Origin of the sequence: Streptomyces sp. 2P-4 (genome assembly GCF_030167965.1) — a bacterium.
Taxonomy (GTDB): domain Bacteria; phylum Actinomycetota; class Actinomycetes; order Streptomycetales; family Streptomycetaceae; genus Streptomyces; species Streptomyces globosus_A.
Genome location: NZ_CP095011.1, coordinates 482316 through 498428 on the forward strand (window position 1 = coordinate 482316; position 16113 = coordinate 498428).

At 75.9% G+C, this 16113-nt stretch carries 15 protein-coding genes and 1 tRNA gene; 4 read left to right on the forward strand and 12 right to left on the reverse strand.

The features are described 5' to 3' along the window. Position 1 precedes the first annotated feature (1 nt). The 5 genes from MUK52_RS02215 to MUK52_RS02235 all read right to left on the reverse strand — a co-directional run bounded on the left by MUK52_RS02215 (position 2) and on the right by MUK52_RS02235 (position 4287). The gene (locus tag MUK52_RS02215; protein WP_284574351.1) at positions 2–1672 is read right to left on the reverse strand and encodes a peptide-N4-asparagine amidase; all 1671 of its coding nucleotides are present in this window, start codon (positions 1670–1672) and stop codon (positions 2–4) included. Positions 1673–1770: 98 nt separating this feature from the next. After that, the gene (locus MUK52_RS02220) at positions 1771–2037 is read right to left on the reverse strand and encodes a GlsB/YeaQ/YmgE family stress response membrane protein (RefSeq protein WP_114055507.1); all 267 of its coding nucleotides are present in this window, start codon (positions 2035–2037) and stop codon (positions 1771–1773) included. 62 nt (positions 2038–2099) lie between these two features. Then, positions 2100–2507, reverse strand: a complete 408-nt coding sequence (locus MUK52_RS02225) for a hypothetical protein (protein ID WP_472912669.1) — start codon at positions 2505–2507, stop codon at positions 2100–2102. Further along, positions 2504–3418 carry a hypothetical protein gene (locus MUK52_RS02230; RefSeq protein WP_284574355.1) on the reverse strand — a complete coding sequence of 305 codons (915 nt, stop codon included), beginning with the start codon at positions 3416–3418 and terminating at the stop codon, positions 2504–2506. Before MUK52_RS02230 ends, MUK52_RS02225 begins: the two co-directional genes overlap by 4 nt. Continuing rightward, complete coding sequence (locus tag MUK52_RS02235) at positions 3415–4287, reverse strand: phosphatase PAP2 family protein (protein ID WP_284574357.1); 873 nt, start codon at positions 4285–4287, stop codon at positions 3415–3417. The genes MUK52_RS02230 and MUK52_RS02235 overlap by 4 nt, the downstream gene beginning before the upstream one ends. 211 nt (positions 4288–4498) lie before the next feature. On the opposite strand from MUK52_RS02235, the gene MUK52_RS02240 reads away from it, so the two are divergent. Next, on the forward strand, positions 4499–5104 hold the full coding sequence (locus MUK52_RS02240) for a TetR/AcrR family transcriptional regulator (protein WP_114055504.1): 606 nt from the start codon (positions 4499–4501) through the stop codon (positions 5102–5104). Positions 5105–5264: 160 nt separating this feature from the next. On the opposite strand, the gene MUK52_RS02245 is transcribed toward MUK52_RS02240, so the two are convergent. The 6 genes from MUK52_RS02245 to MUK52_RS02270 all read right to left on the reverse strand — a co-directional run bounded on the left by MUK52_RS02245 (position 5265) and on the right by MUK52_RS02270 (position 11482). Beyond that, on the reverse strand, positions 5265–5855 hold the full coding sequence (locus MUK52_RS02245; protein ID WP_114055503.1) for a TerD family protein: 591 nt from the start codon (positions 5853–5855) through the stop codon (positions 5265–5267). A gap of 99 nt (positions 5856–5954) precedes the next feature. Then, positions 5955–7187 (reverse strand): vWA domain-containing protein, encoded by a 1233-nt coding sequence (locus tag MUK52_RS02250; protein WP_114055502.1) that lies wholly within the window; start codon positions 7185–7187, stop codon positions 5955–5957. Between the two features lie 5 nt (positions 7188–7192). Continuing rightward, positions 7193–8383 (reverse strand): AAA family ATPase, encoded by a 1191-nt coding sequence (locus MUK52_RS02255; protein ID WP_114055501.1) that lies wholly within the window; start codon positions 8381–8383, stop codon positions 7193–7195. Next, a complete protein-coding gene (locus MUK52_RS02260) occupies positions 8380–10224 on the reverse strand; it encodes an ankyrin repeat domain-containing protein (RefSeq protein WP_284574360.1) in 1845 nt (614 codons plus the stop codon). The genes MUK52_RS02255 and MUK52_RS02260 overlap by 4 nt, the downstream gene beginning before the upstream one ends. Then, complete coding sequence (locus MUK52_RS02265) at positions 10221–11354, reverse strand: leucine-rich repeat domain-containing protein (RefSeq protein ID WP_114055500.1); 1134 nt, start codon at positions 11352–11354, stop codon at positions 10221–10223. The genes MUK52_RS02260 and MUK52_RS02265 overlap by 4 nt, the downstream gene beginning before the upstream one ends. A gap of 55 nt (positions 11355–11409) precedes the next feature. Continuing rightward, positions 11410–11482 (reverse strand) — tRNA-Arg (locus tag MUK52_RS02270). Between the two features lie 357 nt (positions 11483–11839). Between MUK52_RS02270 and MUK52_RS02275 the strand changes: the two genes are divergently transcribed. The 3 genes from MUK52_RS02275 (at position 11840) to MUK52_RS02285 (ending at position 14144) form a co-directional block, all read left to right on the forward strand. Then, complete coding sequence (locus MUK52_RS02275) at positions 11840–12655, forward strand: glutamate ABC transporter substrate-binding protein (RefSeq protein WP_114055498.1); 816 nt, start codon at positions 11840–11842, stop codon at positions 12653–12655. 226 nt (positions 12656–12881) lie between these two features. Next, on the forward strand, positions 12882–13688 hold the full coding sequence (locus MUK52_RS02280; RefSeq protein ID WP_114055497.1) for an endonuclease I family protein: 807 nt from the start codon (positions 12882–12884) through the stop codon (positions 13686–13688). A 144-nt stretch (positions 13689–13832) separates the two neighbouring features. Continuing rightward, on the forward strand, positions 13833–14144 hold the full coding sequence (locus tag MUK52_RS02285) for a DUF3040 domain-containing protein (RefSeq protein ID WP_114055496.1): 312 nt from the start codon (positions 13833–13835) through the stop codon (positions 14142–14144). Positions 14145–14157: 13 nt separating this feature from the next. Here MUK52_RS02285 and MUK52_RS02290 read toward each other — a convergent pair whose 3' ends face one another. Beyond that, positions 14158–15804: a beta-N-acetylhexosaminidase gene (locus MUK52_RS02290; RefSeq protein ID WP_114055495.1), complete on the reverse strand. Its 1647-nt coding sequence runs from the start codon at positions 15802–15804 to the stop codon at positions 14158–14160. Positions 15805–16113: the final 309 nt, after the last annotated feature.

The window sequence follows — 16113 nt, forward strand, 5'->3', positions numbered from 1 at the left end:
GTCAGCAGCGCCGCCGGTCCGCCGTCACCGTGCCCTGCGCGGTGGACACCGTCCGGTCGTAGCACCCGCCGGGTGCCTGCGCCCCGTACACGCGGTAGCGCTCGGTGGTGGTCCCGACGGCGCGGCGCTCCTCGCGGGGCACGTTGGCGGTGTAGGAGGCATCGCCGGTGTACCGGTGGTCGAGCCGGCTGCGGTCGACGGTCCGGCCGCCGCGCAGGACGGCGGTGTCGGCGCGGTCGGCGACGGTGAGGACGGTGCGCAGCCGGCCGCCCGCGCCGAGGGTGGTCTCTCCGTCCACGGTGTAGGTGCGGGCGGTGCGGGTGGTGGCGGCTCCGCGGGTGGTGCTCTCCTCGTCGGTCCAGACGGCGGTCAGGGCGTCCCGGTCCTCTCCGTCGGTCCAGCGGTGCAGGGAGGTGAGGCCGACGGCGCGGGTGACGGTGGTCGTGATGCGGCCGTGGGAGGTGTCCAGGCGGCCGGCGGTGGTGAGGCGGTGGCGGCCGCCGGTGTCGAGGCGGTGCGGTTCGCCGGCGGACGCGGGGGTCCAGCGGCTGGATCCGGAGGGCTGCTCCTCCTCGTGCCGGGTGAGGGACCCGGTGACGACGGCCCGGCCCTCGTCCTGCCAGACCAGCAGGTTGACCGGGGTGCTCCAGCCGGGCCGGCCGGCGGGGAGGCCCGCCACCGACACCTCGATGCGGTGCTCGCGGCCGTCGTTGAGGAGGGCGGCGAAGGGGGTGAGGTCGTGGACGACGGGCTTGACGTCGAAGGTGCGCGGGGCGGGTGACACGTACCAGAGGAAGGGGTTGGACCAGCCGCCGGTCCACACGTGCGGGAAGGGGGCGGCGATGCCGGCGAGGCGGCCGTCGACGGAGATGCGGACCTCGCGGTGGGGGCCGTCCGCGGCTTTGCAGGAGTAGGGCGCGGCGTCGGGGACCGTCAGGTACCAGTACTCCTCGCAGCCGCCGCCGGAACCGGTCGCGTACACCTCGGCGAGGAGGCGCTCGGTGTTGCGGGGCGTGGTGACGGCGGGGCTGGTCAGCGGGATGACGCGGTCGGGGGTGTCGGGGGCCGGGTGGTGCCGCTCGGCGGTGTGGAAGACGAGGGTGGCCTTGACGTCGATGACACCGGTGTACGTCTCGTTGACGACGTTCCCGATGAGCATCTCGACGGGCTGGGGCCGGCTGAGCGTGTCGCGGTAGCGGGTGACGTCCTTCTCGACGGTCCAGGTGATGCCGTCGGGCGAGGGCTCGGGGGTGGAGGTGCGGAGGATCTCGACGCCGCCGAGGGAGAGGTGGCCGAGGCGGTCGTACTGGCGGCCCTTGACCTTGCCTTCGAGGCGCAGGACGACCTTGGCCCAGGGGCCGGTGCCGCAGCCGGCGGGCGGGGTGTACCGGCCCCGATAGGGGGTGAAGTCCCGGAACCTGGCTTCCGCGACCGTCAGTTCGCAGGAGCGGGTCGGCGGGCGGAGGACCGGCGGGTCCGCGGTGAGGGGGTCGTGCCAGTCGGTGCCGAACTCGGGCGGGACGCCGCCGGCAGGCGGGGCAGCGGCGGCCGGGGCTGCGGCGGCGGGCGGGGCCGGTGCAGGGCCGGCCGCGGCCGCGGGGTGTGCGGCCGCCAGGGTGGCCGCCGCGAGGGCGAGCGCGCCGAGCAGGCCCGGCATCCTGTGTCGTGTCATGGGCCCGCAGTGAAACCCCGCGGGGAGGCCCGCGCCAGGGCGGCCGCGCCGTGCATGGCCGAATCCCGCCCGTGTACGAGGAGCGGCGGGGGGCGCGGTCAGCTGCGGGAGTGGCCGAAGAGGATGCGGTAGGCGACGAGCAGGACGAGGGAGCCGGCGATGGCGGCGCCCCAGGTGGCCGGGTCGTAGAACTCGCCCGCGATCGGCTTGTCGAGGAGGCGGGCGGAGAGCCAGCCGCCGGTGAACGCGCCGGCGATGCCGATGAGGGTCGTGCCGATCAGGCCTCCCGGGTCGCGGCCGGGCAGCAGCAGCTTGGCGATGCCTCCGGCAAGCAGTCCCAGGACGATCCAGCTGACGATCCCCATGCCCGTTCACTCCGCTCTGTCGTACGTGGTGCAGCGCGGCCGGTGGCGCCGCGCCCCTGCCTTCAGGGACGCGCCAGCGGCCTGAGCGGTTCTCCCCGGCGGGCCCCGGCCGCCACGGCGACCGCGGCGGCGCCGAGCAGGGCGAGGGCCGCGCCGGCGGCGAGGCTGCCGCGCGCCGGACGGGCGGGCGTCGGCGCGCGGCGGGGCCGGGGGCCGGCCGGCGGGCGGCGGGAGCGGTAGGAGAGCACCGACCGGCGGGAGCAGGCGCTCAGCAGGGAGCCGGTGCTCAGCCAGGAGGCGGCGGAGGCGGCCGACAGGGCGGATCCGGCGCAGAGCACACTGCCGGCGGAGCCGATCGACAGGACGCTGCCGACGGACCCGATGGAGAGCACGGAGCCCGCGGAGCCGATGGAGAGGACGGAGTTCCTGGACCAGAGCGAGAGGATCGAGCGGTCGGCCATGCCCGTCATGCTGCCACACCGGGGACCGCCGCACCGGCGGCAGGTTGTGAACCGCCTTCCCGGCCGGGCCCGTTGGCGCGTGCGCCACGCTGCGTCGCACCGGGCGCCGAGCGCGTCAGCAGCAGCACGCCGCGCGTGGCGGCGGCGGCGCCTGCGGCGGCGAGCAGCAGCCCCGCGGCCCCGCCCTGGAGGCGCTCCCCGAGCAGGACGGCGCCGATGGCCGCCGCGGCCAGCGGATTGGCCAGGTTGACGACGGCGAGCGGGGCGCCGAGGCCTCCGCGGTAGGCGCGCTGCGACAGCAGCATCCCGCCCACGGCGAACACCGCGACGAGGCCCGCGACGGCGGCGACCGCTCCGGCGGCCGGGGAGCCGCCGCTCCCTGCGGCGGCGACGGCCACGGTCTGCGTCAGCGCGGAGGCGGCGGCGGAGGCCAGCCCGGAGGCGGTGGCGTGCCGCAGCCCGGAGCCGACGGCGCGGCGGGCGGTCAGGGCGCCGATGGCGGCGGCGGTCGCGCCGGACAGGGCGAGTGCCTCCGCGAGGGTGAGGGTGTCGTGCGGTGCGGGCCCGGAGGCGGGCAGGAGCAGCAAGCCGAGGCCCGCGACGGTGGCGAGGGTGCCGCGCCACTCGGTTGCGGCGACCCGGCGCCCGGCGCGGCGCGCCCCCAGGGGGACGGCGGCGACGAGGGTGAGCGCGCCGAGCGGCTGGACGAGGGTCAGGGGTCCGTAGCGCAGTGCGGCGGCGTGCAGCAGCGCGGCGGCGGCGTTCAGCCCGGCGGAGGACCACCAGCGTCCGCTGCGCAGGAGGGCGCGGGTGCTGCGTGCCTCGCCCGCGCGGGCGAGGCGTTCCTGGGCGACGGCGGCGGCCGCGTAGGCGGCGGAGGAAGCCAGGCACAGGGCGACGGCGACGGCGGTGGCGTTCACCGGCCTGCCCCGGCGGGCTCGGCGGGCTCGGCGTGCCCGGCGTGCCCGGCGGGCCCGGCGTGCCCGGCGTGCCCGGCGGCGGGCCGCGGCCGCGGCAGGTCCCGTACGGGCGCGGGCGGGCGGGCGGCGGCGGGGGGCCGCGGGACGACGGCGAGGGCCGCGCCGAGCAGGGCGGCGGCGACGGCCGCGTCGAGCCAGTAGTGGTTGGCGGTGCCGACGATCACCAGGAGTGTGGCGAGGGGGTGCAGCAGCCAGAGCAGCCGCCACCGGGACCGGGTCGCGGCGGCCATGCCGACCGCCAGGGCGAGCGCCCAGCCGAAGTGGAGGGAGGGCATCGCGGCGAACTGGTTGGCGACGGTGTCGGCGGCGGGCGCGGCCCCGTAGACGGACGGGCCGTACGCCAGCCCCGTGTCGACGAGGTGTGCGGCGTCCAGCATCCGGGGCGGGGCCAGTGGGAAGGCCAGGTGGAGGGCGAGGGCGGCGCCGGTCAGGACGGTGAGGACGCGCCGGGCCCACCGGTAGTGGCCGGGTCTGCGCAGGTAGAGCCAGACCAGGAAGGCGACGGTGGCGGGGAAGTGCACGGCCGCGTAGTAGGTGTTCGCGGCGTGGACGGGCACGTCGCCGATGCCGGGTCCGGGAAGCAGCAGCCGCTGGACGAGCCCCTCCCCCGGCAGGTGCAGGGCCCGCTCCAGGTCCCATATGCGGTCGGCGTTGGCGAAGGCCTCGCCGGTGCGCCCCGTGGAGAGCATGCGGCCCGCCTTGTAGGCGGCGAACAGGCCTGCGACGAGGAGCAGCTCGCGCGCGAGCCGGGGCCGGCGCCCGGACTCCGGGCGGGTGTGCCGCCCGTCGGGTGTGTCGTGGGAGGTCATTCCCCCGGTCTCCCTTCCTGTGCTCGGGCGCCGACCGCGCGGGGTTGGTGCGGGGGTGGAGGACGGTCGGTACCGGCCACCCGTGCAGCGAGACGCCAGTGTATCGATACATGAGCGTATCGATACGCGGGTGTACCGATACGCGGGCGTTCGGCGTATGCTTGGGGCACGGAAACCCTCCCGCCGCGCAGTCCCCGAGGAGCCCCGCCCCATGACGCCGACGCAGGCCACCGCCGCGCGCCGCTCCAAGATCAGCCCCGAGCGGGCCCAGGAGCTGTACGCCGCCGTGCTGGACGAGCTGCGCGAGCACGGGTACGAGGCGCTGACGATGGAGGGGGTCGCGGCCCGGGCGTGCTGCGGCAAATCGACGCTCTACCGGCAGTGGAGGACCAAGCCGCAACTGGTCGCGGCGGCCCTGCGCGCGCACCGGCGGGGCACCCTTGCGGCGGTCGACACCGGCACGCTCGCCGGGGACCTGCGGGAGGCCGCCCGCATCGCGGCGGGCACCTCCGGCCGCGACACGCGCCTCACCCAGGCCCTGGGGCTCGCGGTGCTCAGCGACGAGGAGCTCCAGGCGGCCCTGCGCGAGGCGCTGGTCGAGCCCGAGCTGGCGGCGTTCGGCGCGATGGTGCAGCGGGCCGCGGACCGCGGGGAGATCGCGGCCGGGCATCCGGCGCTGGAGTTCCTCCCGGCGCAGCTGATGGGCGTCCTGCGGATCCGGCCCGTCCTGGAGGGGCGCTACGCGGACGCCGCCTACATGGAGCGGTTCGTCGACGCGTCCGTGCTGCCCGCGCTGGGCCTGGCCCCGGCCCCCTGAACCGGCGGGGCGCCGTCACCGATGACCGGACGGCGGCCCGCCCGCGCTGCCTCGTGGGGACGGCGGCAGCGCGCCACCCGGACCGGGCGGCGACCACCCGCCTGCGGGGTGGCCGCCGCCCGGACCGCGCGGATTCCGACCGGTCGAGACCGGGCGCCCGTCAGGGGCGGTCGGTGCCCATGGTGCGGACGAACTGCTCCGGCTCCGCGTCGGAGCCGCGGACTGCGGCATCCAGGACCCAGGCGTTCGCGCCGTCGCGGGTGAACCGGGCCACCGTCGCCGCGGTCGCGTCGGGCACCCCCGTGAAGTCGTCCTCGGCGAGGTCGAGGTGGCCCTCCCGGATGCGGACGCCGGTGCCGCCGATCGACGCGAACGTCGTACGCCGGCCGTCGCCCGACCCGGTGTCCTGGATCACCACGCCGACGACGACGCGGACGGATTCCGGCCGCATCCGGTCCAGTTCGATCGTCATCACCTCGTCGTAGCCGAAGCCCTGCCCGGTGCGGCTGTCGCGGGTCAGGGTGATCGTGCCGTCCGGGGAGCGGCTGCCGAAGTGGACGAGCTGCACGGGCTCGCCGTACGGGTCGGCGGCGCCGAACACGGCGGCCACGATGTCCAGGTCGTGTGCGGGCGACCCCGCCGGGCTCGGATCCCACCGGAGGGCGACCTCCACCCTCGCCAGGCCCTTGCGTACGCCGATCGACGAGCTGCTCACGAACTCCCCCTCTGCTCCACGGGTTTGCCCGGCCATGCTGTCATGCGGAGCCCCCCGGACCGACTGCCGGGCGTATGTTCTCGGCCAGCCCCGGAGCGGCCTGCGCCCCCGGGGCCGGCGGTCCGGCGGCGGGCGTCACGCGCCGGGCGGGACGCGTACGGTCTCCACCCAGCCCGGCGGATCCGGCGGGGTCTCCCCCACCAGTGCGGCGACCACGCGGCAGGACACCGGCTCAGGCGGCCAGGGCGTGTACCCGTCGGTCAGGACGACGACGATGTCCGGCCGGTCCGGCAGCCCGAGCGCGGCGCGGATCCCGACGGCCATGTCCGTGCCGCCGCCGCCCTCCAGGACCACCTGCTCCGCCCGGGTCACCCGGGTCACCGTGTGCACGTCCGCGTCGCACGCCAGGACCGCGACCCTGTTGCCGCGCACACCCACCTCGCGCAGCACGCCCGTCACCTCGGCGAGCGCGGCGGCCAGCTCGGCCTCCCCCATGGAGCCGGAGGTGTCGATGACGACCGCGACCCGCGGCAGCGGCCGGCGCAGGCTCGGCAGCACGACGCGGCCGCCGAGCGCGGGCGTGCGCCGCGAGGGCCGGCGGTAGGTGTAGTCGACGGCGCCGCCCGCCCAGGCGGCCGCCTCCCGCACCGCCCCGGACAGCGCCCTGCGCCAGTCGACGGCCGGCTCCAGCAGTTCGTCGGCCCAGCGCTGCCAGCCGGCCGGGAGGTGCCCGCGGCTGCGCCGGTGCGCGCGCATGGCCTGGGCGGTCTGCCGGCGCAGCGCCCCCGCCTCCATGCGGCCGACACCGCCGGGCCCGTCGGCGCCCAGCTCCCACGGCACGGGCACGCCGTGGGCCCCCGACCCGCAGTCCGGGTGGTGGCGCGGGGTGGGCGGGATGCCCGGCAGGTAGGCCTCGAACAGCCCGCCGGCGGGCAGGCCGAACAGCCGGGGCTCCATCCGCCCCTCGGGCAGCGGCAGCCCGTCGGCGAGGAGGTCGTCGTTGATCTCGCAGTCCTGCGCGATGTTGACGCGTACGTGGTCGCGCTGGTCGGCGGCCGACAGCCGGGCCGCCCGGCCGTGGTGGTCGCGCAGCAGGTGGGCCACCTCGTGGACCCACACCCCGGCGAGCTCCGCGACCGGAGTGTCGTCCACGAAGCGGGGGGAGACGTACGCGCGCCAGTGCCGGTCCACGCCCATCGTGGGCACGGCGCGGCTCGGTACGACGGCCAGCGCGTACAGCGCGGACGCCAGGTACGGCCGGGCCTCGGCCGCCCGGTATCGGGCGGCCAGCAGCTTCGCCCGGTCCAGGCGGGTCGGCTCCGGCCCGGGTCCGGCGGCGGGGCGCGGCGGCCCGGCGGGGCCGTCCACGGCGGTCAGCCGCCGCCCGGCAGCGCGCCGGACAGCTGCAGCAGTTCGACGAAGGCGTCGATGCCGGAGGGCACCGGCCAGTCCAGGTCGCGCATCGCGGCGAGGTCGGCGGCGGCCCGGGCCGCGACATCCGGCACGCCGGCGTCGACCGCCTTGGCGAGCACCGCCCAGCCGGCCTCCCAGCGCGGGCGGGTCGGCTCGGCCTGCACCGCGGCGACCACGGCGATGAGGAACGCCAGTTGGCGGTCGCCTCGGTCGGGCAGGGCGAAGGCGTCCGGGTCGGCCAGCACCCGGTCCGGGTCGGGCAGGTCGAGGTTCTCCAGGTAGGCGATCAGTTCCAGCCCGGCGCCTTCGCCGACGGCGCCGGCCAGGGCCGCGGCGAGGGCCTCCCCGCTGCTGCCGGCCGCGTAACCGGTGGCGAGGAGCCGCAGCGCCATCTCCCAGGTCCGCGGGGACGGCCAGGCGCGGCCGCGCGCCTCGGCCTCGTTCGGCATGTGGTGGACGAGTCCGGGCCGGGCCGTCAGGAAGCCGGAGACGGCGCCGCGGGCGCGGGCGACCGCGCCGGGGGTGCGGGCCGGGTCCACAGCGGGCAGGGCCGTCACCGGCCAGGTGCCGGCCATGCCGCGGGCGACGGTGCGCGGGTCGTGCGTCCAGTCGAGGTGGACGAACCGGTTGGCCAGCGGCGGGCTGAGGTGCCAGCCGTCGGCCGCGCCGGCGGGCGGGTTGGCGGCGGCGACGACCCGCACGCCCTCCGGGAGGACGAGGCTGCCGACGCGCCGCTCCAGCACGACGCGCAGCAGGGCCGCCTGCACGGCGGGCGGGGCGGAGGACAGCTCGTCGAGGAACAGCAGGCCGTGTCCGGTGCGGGCGAGGCGGACGGCCCAGTCCGGCGGGGCCATGGGGACGCCCGTGGTGGCCGGGTCGTCGCCGACGATCGGCAGCCCGGCGAAGTCGGACGGCTCGTGGACGCTGGCGATGACGGTCTCCAGACCGGTGCCGAGGGCGTCGGCGAGCTGCTGCATGCCGGCGGACTTGCCGATGCCGGGCTCGCCCCACAGCAGGACGGGCTGGTCGGCCGTCACGGCGAGGGCCAGCGCCTCCAGTTGCGGGTTGGCCGCCGGTTCGGTGCGGGTGGCGCGCAGCCGCGCGCCGAGGGCGTCGGCGGCCGCGAGGGCGCTCGGCCGGCCGTCGTTCATGCGCTGCCCCCCTCTTCCGCGCCGGCGTGGGGGCCGGCATCCGCGTCGTCGTCGGTTTCCGCGTACTCCTCCTGCTCCTCGATCCAGTCGTCGAACCAGTCGGAGCCGATGCCCGGGAACTCCTCCTCGACCCGGCTGCGCAGGAAGCCGAGGTCGGTGCGCCGGAAGCGGCGGATGATCTGGGCCAGGGACAGGTCGGCCTCGTCGGTGGCGTCGATCCGGCTGCCGGCCGCGACAAGTGCCCGCACCAGGCCCGGGGAGCCGCCGTTGGCGACGGCGGTCACCAGCGGGGTGCGGCCGAGCCCGTCCCGGACCTCCGGGGACAGGCCCGCGTCGAGGAGCCTCGGCAGCAGCGCGGTGTGGTCCAGCTGCGGCAGCAGGTGCAGCAGTGTGCAGCCGCGGCCGTCGCGGACGCGCGGGTCCGTGCCCGCGTCGAGCAGGGCCGTGACACCCGGGGTGTCCCCGTGCTGGACGCGCAGGAACAGCTCGCGCCGCTCCTCGCGCAGGGCACGCGGCAGCCGCACGCCGTCGGGCGCGGTCCAGGCGTGCTGGACGGCGAAGCAGCCGGTGACGGCGCCGCCAAAGGCCCTCACGGCGCTTTCGCGCTGCTGCTCCTCGGTGCTGTGGTGGAGGAGGTCGAGGGTGCCGCCGCGGGAGTGCACCTCGTGCCATGCGGTGCGGCAGCGTACGCGGACGGGCCGGGGCGCGGCGGGCCCCGGCGGGCCGTCGGCGGGGCCGGCCTCCGGGAACAGCGAGGCGGCGACCAGGGGGTGGAGCTCGCGCGGGGTGATCCGTCGCGTGCGGACGAGTTCGAGGTCGGGCAGCCGCTCGTACGCGAACGCGGGCAGGCGGGGTCCGCAGGCGGCGGAGGCGTTCCACTGCCGTCGCTCAGCCGACACGCGCAGGCCGCGGGCCCCGGCCGGCCGGAGGATGAGGAGGCCGTACCAGCCCGTCGGCACGGTGAAGCGGCTGCCCTCGCCTGCGCCGGCGAGCCGCCGCACCTCCTGTTCCAGACGGGTCAGGTCGACGCCGTCCGCGGCGAGCACGGCCTCCGGGTCGATACGGCCCCCCTGGGCGCCCGCCTCCGTCGGCGTGGGTTCGCGGTCGAGGCCGGCAGCTGCGTACGCCGCGGGGGCGTCGCCGCGGGCGTGCAGGAGCGCGATCCACTCGGCGCGCGCGGCGGGGTCGTCCGGGCCTGGGTCGGCGGCGGGGAGGGCGGCGGGGTCGAGCGGTGTGCCGTCGGGGTGGAAGAACGGCAGCCGGCCGGCGCCGCCGGTGAGACGGTCGCGCAGTCCGGCGGTCTGCCGGGCGTCCCAGAGGGGGCGGGCCGCGATCCAGTTCTCGTGCCGGTAGGAGGGCGCCGTGTGGTGCGGGCTGCGGTGGGCGTCCGCCGGGTGGAGGGGCGCGCAGTGCAGCCGCAGCCGCTGCGGGCCGTCGGCCATCGGGCCGGTGGTGGCGGAGAGGACCGGGGCGCCGGGCCCGGTGCCGTAGCGGGCGAGCAGGACGCGGACGTTGGGGGCGAGGGTGGTGCGTCCGCCGAGGAGGCGGGGCAGGTGCCAGCGCACGAGGTCGGGGGCGAGGTGGAGCAGGTCGTCCTCCGCCGCCTCCGCGACGGCGGCCCCGTGGCGGGCTGCGACCGCGGACAGGTCGAAGCGGACGTCGACGGCGGCGGCCGCGCACGCGGCGCGCCAGTCGCCGGCGAGCCGGCGGGCGGTGGCGTCCTCGATCATCCAGGCGGGGACGGCGTGGCGGCGGATGCGCTGCCAGGCCGGGCCGTCCTCGTGGCGGAAGCCGCCGGGGAGCCGGTGGTCGGGGCCGGGGCGCCGCGGGCCCGCGTTCACCGGTACACGCTCGTGATCGCGCCGAGGTCGGGGTGGGCGGGCCGCGCGGGCCGCAGCCGGGCGGTCAGGGACCGCTTCACCCGGCGGGGCAGGCCGGGGCCGAGGCCTACGTACTCCAGCGGGGAGCCGTCGTGGACCGCGGCGAGGAGGCCCTTCGCGCCGCGGCCGGTGAGGCCGGTGTGCCGCAGCTCCAGGCGGCGCAGCGGGCTGCCCGGGAGGGCGGAGGCGAGGGCGTACGCGCCTTCGTCGCCGGTGGCGTTGCCGGGTGCGCCGAGGCTGCGCTCGGAGCGGGCGCGCCCGAGGTCCAGGGCTTCGATGCCGCCGAGGGCGTCGGCGAGGGCCCTGGCTCCGGCCGGGCCGATGCCGTTGCCGCCGAGGCCGAGGCGGACGGGGCGGTCGGGGTCGGCGGCCGCGGCGAGGACGGCGGCGCCCGCGTCCCCGAGGTGGTTGGCGGGCAGGTACAGCTCGCGGACGCCGGCCTCCCGGATGAGGGCGGCGAGCAGCGGAGCGTCGCCGGCGGTGAGGCCGTTGCCGCCGAGGAAGAGGCGCTCCAGCGGGGTCTGGCGGGTGTGCAGGGCGTCGAGCAGGAGGCGTACGCCTTCGCTGCCGATGCCGGTGTTGACGAGGTCGAGGGTGCGCAGGGTGCGGTTGCGGCGCAGCAGGGCCGCGAGGGTCCGGGCGCCGTCCTCGTGGAGCGGGTTCCGCTTCAGCCAGAGGGCTTTGGCGGTGGTGTCGTCGGCGAGCGCGTCCGCGAGGGCGGCGGCGCCGTCGGGGCCGATGCGGTTGCAGCCGAGGTAGAGGGTGTGCAGTCCGTGTCCGGCGGCGAGGGCCGCGGCGAGGCTGCGGGCTCCTTCGTCGCCGAGGGAGTTGGTGCCGAGGAGAAGGTGGCGGGCGTGCGGTGAGCGCGCCGCGGCGGCGGCGACCCGGGCGCCGCCGGCGGGTCCGAGGCCCTGCTTGCAGAGGTCGACGCGGCCGTCGGCGCGCAGGGCGCCGAGGGTGAAGGCCTCGTCGGCCGTGACGGGTTCGGCGGCGGCGAGCCGTGCGAGCAGCGGGGCGAGGGCGGCCGGGTCGGCGAGCGGCAGGTCGGGGTGCTCGATCGCGGGGCACCGTACGGGTATGGACCGTGTCATCACCACTCCACCGGTTTCTCGCCGGTGCCCGGCGTCCGCCACAACAGGTAAAGCGCAAGACCGGTCGGATTCGAACCGACGTCCTCCAGCTCGATGCTTGGGCGCGACGACCTCTGCGCTACGGCCTTGCTGCGCAGATCATAGCGGCCGCCGGACCGATTCCCGATCATCAGTTTGAACGCCGTGATGCCCGAATTCTGTCGGGCTGAACCCATCAGCCGCTTAAGGGGGAATTGCTGCCGCCTGGCACCCGAATCCGAAACGGGCATATCCCCTTCATCCCGCCTGAAGGCGTATTCGCCGCACAAACTCCGGGCGAGCCGGATCGTTACCTCAAGTTTCGCTCAATTGCAGTGACACCACACCGAAGGCGTTCCTAGCTTCCTCGTACACGCGTCTTGAACGCCCAGTACGTCCCCGCGGTGCCCGCGCGGTCCGGTGATCCCGCTCCGCGCCCTCCGCGTCCCGAGGAAAGAGTGCACAACATGAGGGTTCCCAAGGCCGGTGCGGCCGCCGCAGTGATCGGCCTCGCCCTGACTGCCACCGGTTGCGGCGGTGACGACGGCCCCCAGGGGACCCTCTCGGTCGGCATCAAGTTCGACGCGCCGGGCGTGGGCTACCGCGAGCCGGGCGGCACGTTCTCCGGATTCGACGTGGACGTCGCCACCTACATCGCCAAGGAGCTGGGCTACAAGCCGGAGCAGATCTCGTTCAAGAAGGTCGACAGCTCCGACCGCGAGCTGCTGCTCCAGTACAACGAGGTCAAGTTCGTCGCCGCGTCGTACTCGATCAGCGACAAGCGCAAGGAGAAGGTCGACTTCGCGGGCCCGTACTTCACCGCCCACCAGGACCTGCTCGTGCGCGCCGGGGACAATTCGATCACCAAGGCCGAGGACCTGAACAACAAGGAACTCTGCTCGGTCACCGGCTCCACGTCGGCGCAGAACGTCAAGCAGACCCTGGCGCCCAAGGCGAGCCTGCTGGAGCTCCAGACCCACTCGGAGTGCATCGTCGCCCTCGAAGAGGGCCGCGTCGCCGCGATGACCACGGACAACTCCATCCTGGCCGGCTACGCGGCCAGGAAGGAGAACGCCGGCAAGTTCAAGCTGATCGGCCTCAGCCTCAGCAACGAGAGCTACGGCATCGGCATCAAGAAGGGCAACAAGGACCTCCAGGCCCAGGTCAACGCAGCCCTGAAGAAGATGGTGCAGGACGGCTCCTGGGACGCGGCCGTGAAGAAGAACTTCGGTTCGGCCAACTTCAAGCACGACCCCGCACCCCAGATCACGACGGGCAGCTGACACCCCGCCCGCCGGCCCGCCCGCAGCGGGCCGGCGGGGGTGACGGGCGGGCCTCGGCAGGTCTGCCCGGCCGGGGGCCGCGAAGGTTTCGGCAGAGCATGAAAGTCGCAGCTCCACACCCATGGCCATGAGTTGTCCGGCCCATGACAATATGACCTCGCCCTGCCACCTGACATCCCGCCAACCGCCTTGGCGGGAGCGGTGCACGTGAAGAGGTCCCCCCACCATGAAGATGTCCCGCCATTCCGCCTGGGCGGTCGGTCTCGCCGCCGCCACGCTGATCGGCGTACCGGCCGCGGCGTATGCCGGAACGATTCAGCAGACGGACACGGCCGCCTCCGTGAGTGCCTACGACCCCTACTACGCCCCCGCCGAGGGCAAGACCGGCGCCGCCCTGAAGGCCGCACTCCACGACATCGTGAAGAACCAGTCGAAGATCGGCTACAGCAGCGTGTGGAACGCGCTGAAGGCGACCGACCAGGATCCCGCCAACCCCGGCAACGTGATCCTCCTGTACTCCGGCCGCTCTCAGTCCAAGTCGGCCTACGGCGGCGACTCCGACGACTGGAACCGCGAGCACGTCTGGGCCAAGAGCCACGGCGGCTTCGGCACCGCCACCGGTCCGGGCACCGACCTGCACCACCTGCGCCCCGAGGACGTCACCGTCAACAGCATCCGCGGCAACAAGGACTTCGACGAGGGCGGCAGCCCGGTCCCCGAGGCCCCCGGCAGCCTCACCGACGCCGACTCCTTCGAGCCGCGCGACGCCGTCAAGGGCGACGTGGCCCGCATGCTGCTCTACATGGCCGTCCGCTACGACGGCGGCGACGGCTTCGCCGACCTGGAGGTCAACGACCGGGTGGGCAACGGCAGCTCCCCGGCCATGGGCCGGATCTCCGTGCTGAAGGAGTGGAACCGGATCGACCCGCCGGACGCCTTCGAACGCCGCCGCAACCAGGTGATCTTCGACGTCTACCAGCACAACCGGAACCCGTTCATCGACCACCCGGAGTGGGTCGACTCCATCTGGTGACCGGCGGGCCGGTCCCCGCGGCACGGCCGCCCGCCCGCCCCGGCGGGCGGCCCCCGCCGCGGGGATTGACCCGGGCACGGGCGGGTAGCCGCAGGCCAGCGGCTGCGATCCGCACACGGCGGCGGCAGTCCCCGGAGGTACGCGATGGACGAATCAGGACTCTCCGACCGCGAGCGGCGCGCACTCTCCTCGATCGAGGCGCACCTCAAGCGCGACCGGTCGCTGGACCGGATCATGCGGTTCGCGCGGCCGCGCCACCAGGCCATGGCCGCGGGGGCACTCGGAGTCGTGACGCTGGCCCTGCTGATCGCGGCCGCGGTGACGGTGTCGCCGCCGCTGATCTGGGCCTTCGCCGGAGCCTGGACCCTGACCGTCGTGACGGCGCTGCCGCTGCTCGCTCAGATGGCCCGCTACCGCTGGCAGCGCCGCGAGCGGGCCGGCAGCCGCACCGGCTGACCTCCGGAACTTCTCAGAGCCGGTCCACGAGGGTCTTGAACGCGGCCCAGTCCTGCTGCGGCGGACGCTCGTCCCACACCTTCTGCGCGAGCGCCGCCAGCGGGAGCCGGATCCCGGCGGCCACCTGCTCCTGGGTCTGCGCACCGGCGAGGTCGCACCAGATGGCGAAGCGCGCGCCCAGGATCTGCGGCGCGTACCGGGCCGGTACGGGGGTGCTGCCGCGCAGCACCAGCGGCGTCCACTCCTCGTAGATGCGCTGCCCCGTCGGATACGCGAAGTCGTTCGGCTCGCCGAGGACGTAGTACAGGTACTCGTCGTTGAGGTTGACGACCTTGCGGCCCTCCTCCAGGTAGGGCAGCGGCGGGCGCGCCCCGATTTCGCGGCCCGTCCAGTACTCGGCCTGGATGTCGGCGGCGGGCTGCACGACGCCCCCGGCGAAGAACCCGTCGTTCCAGGCCTTCGGCACCCGGCCCGCGGGGCGGACGACGGCCGCCCGGTCGTTGAGCCAGCCCGTCGCCAGGTCCTGGACCTTCGCGGACGGCCCGAACCGCTCCCGGGCGGCGCGGGCCAGCTGCGGGAAGGACGCCTGCGGGTCGCGGTAGACGAGCGCCTGGTACTCGTCGGCGCCCAGGTGCCAGAAGGTGCCGGGGAACAGCGGCAGGTACTCGCGCAGCAGCTCGTCGACGAGCCGGGCCGCGGCCGGGTTCGCTATGTCGACCGCCCCTTTGACCGCCTTGCCCTGCGCGTCGCGCAGCTGGAGGTCCGGGTGGGCGCGCAGCACGGCCCCCAGGTGCCCCGGCGAGTCGATCTCGGGGACGACGGCGATGTGCAGCCGGGCGGCAAGTGCCGTGATGCGCCGCACTTCCGCCTTGGTGAGGTGCGGCGTGGAGACGATCTCCGGGTGGGTGTCCGACTCGATCCGGAAGGCCTGGTCGTCGGAGAAGTGCAGGCCGAGCTGGTTGAGCTTGAGGTCGGCCATCTGCCGCAGCCGGTCCTCGATCCAAGCGGCGGTGAAGTTCTTGCGGGCGATGTCGAGGTTCAAGCCGCGCTGCGCATGGGCCGGGCCGTCGCGGACCGTGCCCTCGGGCGCCGAACCGGCCCGGGCCACCTCCTGTTTCAGGGTCCGGGTGCCGTAGAAGACGCCGGCCTCGTCGGGCCCGGTGATCCGGACCCGCCCGTCCCGGACGGTCATGGTGTACGACTCGGGCGCCCCGGAGCCCTGCGCTCCCAGCGCCAGTTCGACGTCGCCGCTGCGCGCCGCGGAGCTGTCGGTGAACTGCATGCGCAGTTCGCCGGCGAGCAGCCTGCCCTCGTCCGCGAGGGCTGCGCTGTCGGCCGCCGGTACGACGACCCGCGCGTCGGCGGCGGGCCGCCAGCCGGGCCCGCGCGCGGGGGCGTGCTCGCGGACGGCCGGCACGGTCCGCGGGGCGGAGGACAGCTCGTACGACGGCGTGGGGGCGGGGGCGGCCGCCGCCGACGGCTCCGAGGCCGCAGGCGCGGCTGCCGTACCGGGGGCACTGGCCGTCCCGGCGGGGGTGGGGGCGGGGGCTCGGGTGTTGTCGGGGGCGGCCGTGCAGCCGGGGAGGACAAGGGCGAGGAGCGCGGCGGCCGTGGCCGTCGCGGTGCTGTGGCGTCTCCTGGCGTGGTCGTACTGCCGCATGGTGTTTCCCGCTGTCCCCGTACCAACGTGGCACGGGGGATACGGGTGCGCGAATCGGGGGCGGGGCCCGGGAGCGGCTGCGCCGTCAGGCGGCCGGGCGCGGCAGCAGCCGGGGCGGCGAAGCCGCGGTCCCCCTCGGGGTCGGCCCCTCCGACGCCGACGGCGCCGACGAGGCGGCCGCCGGGGTGGACGGGCAGCGCGCCCGCCGTGACCTGCAGCGGCCGGCCGAGGGCGGTGGTCGCGGACATGCGGGGTCTCCTGGTCGTGGGCGGTGGTCCCGGTGGAGGAGCCGGCCCGGCCCGCGGCGGC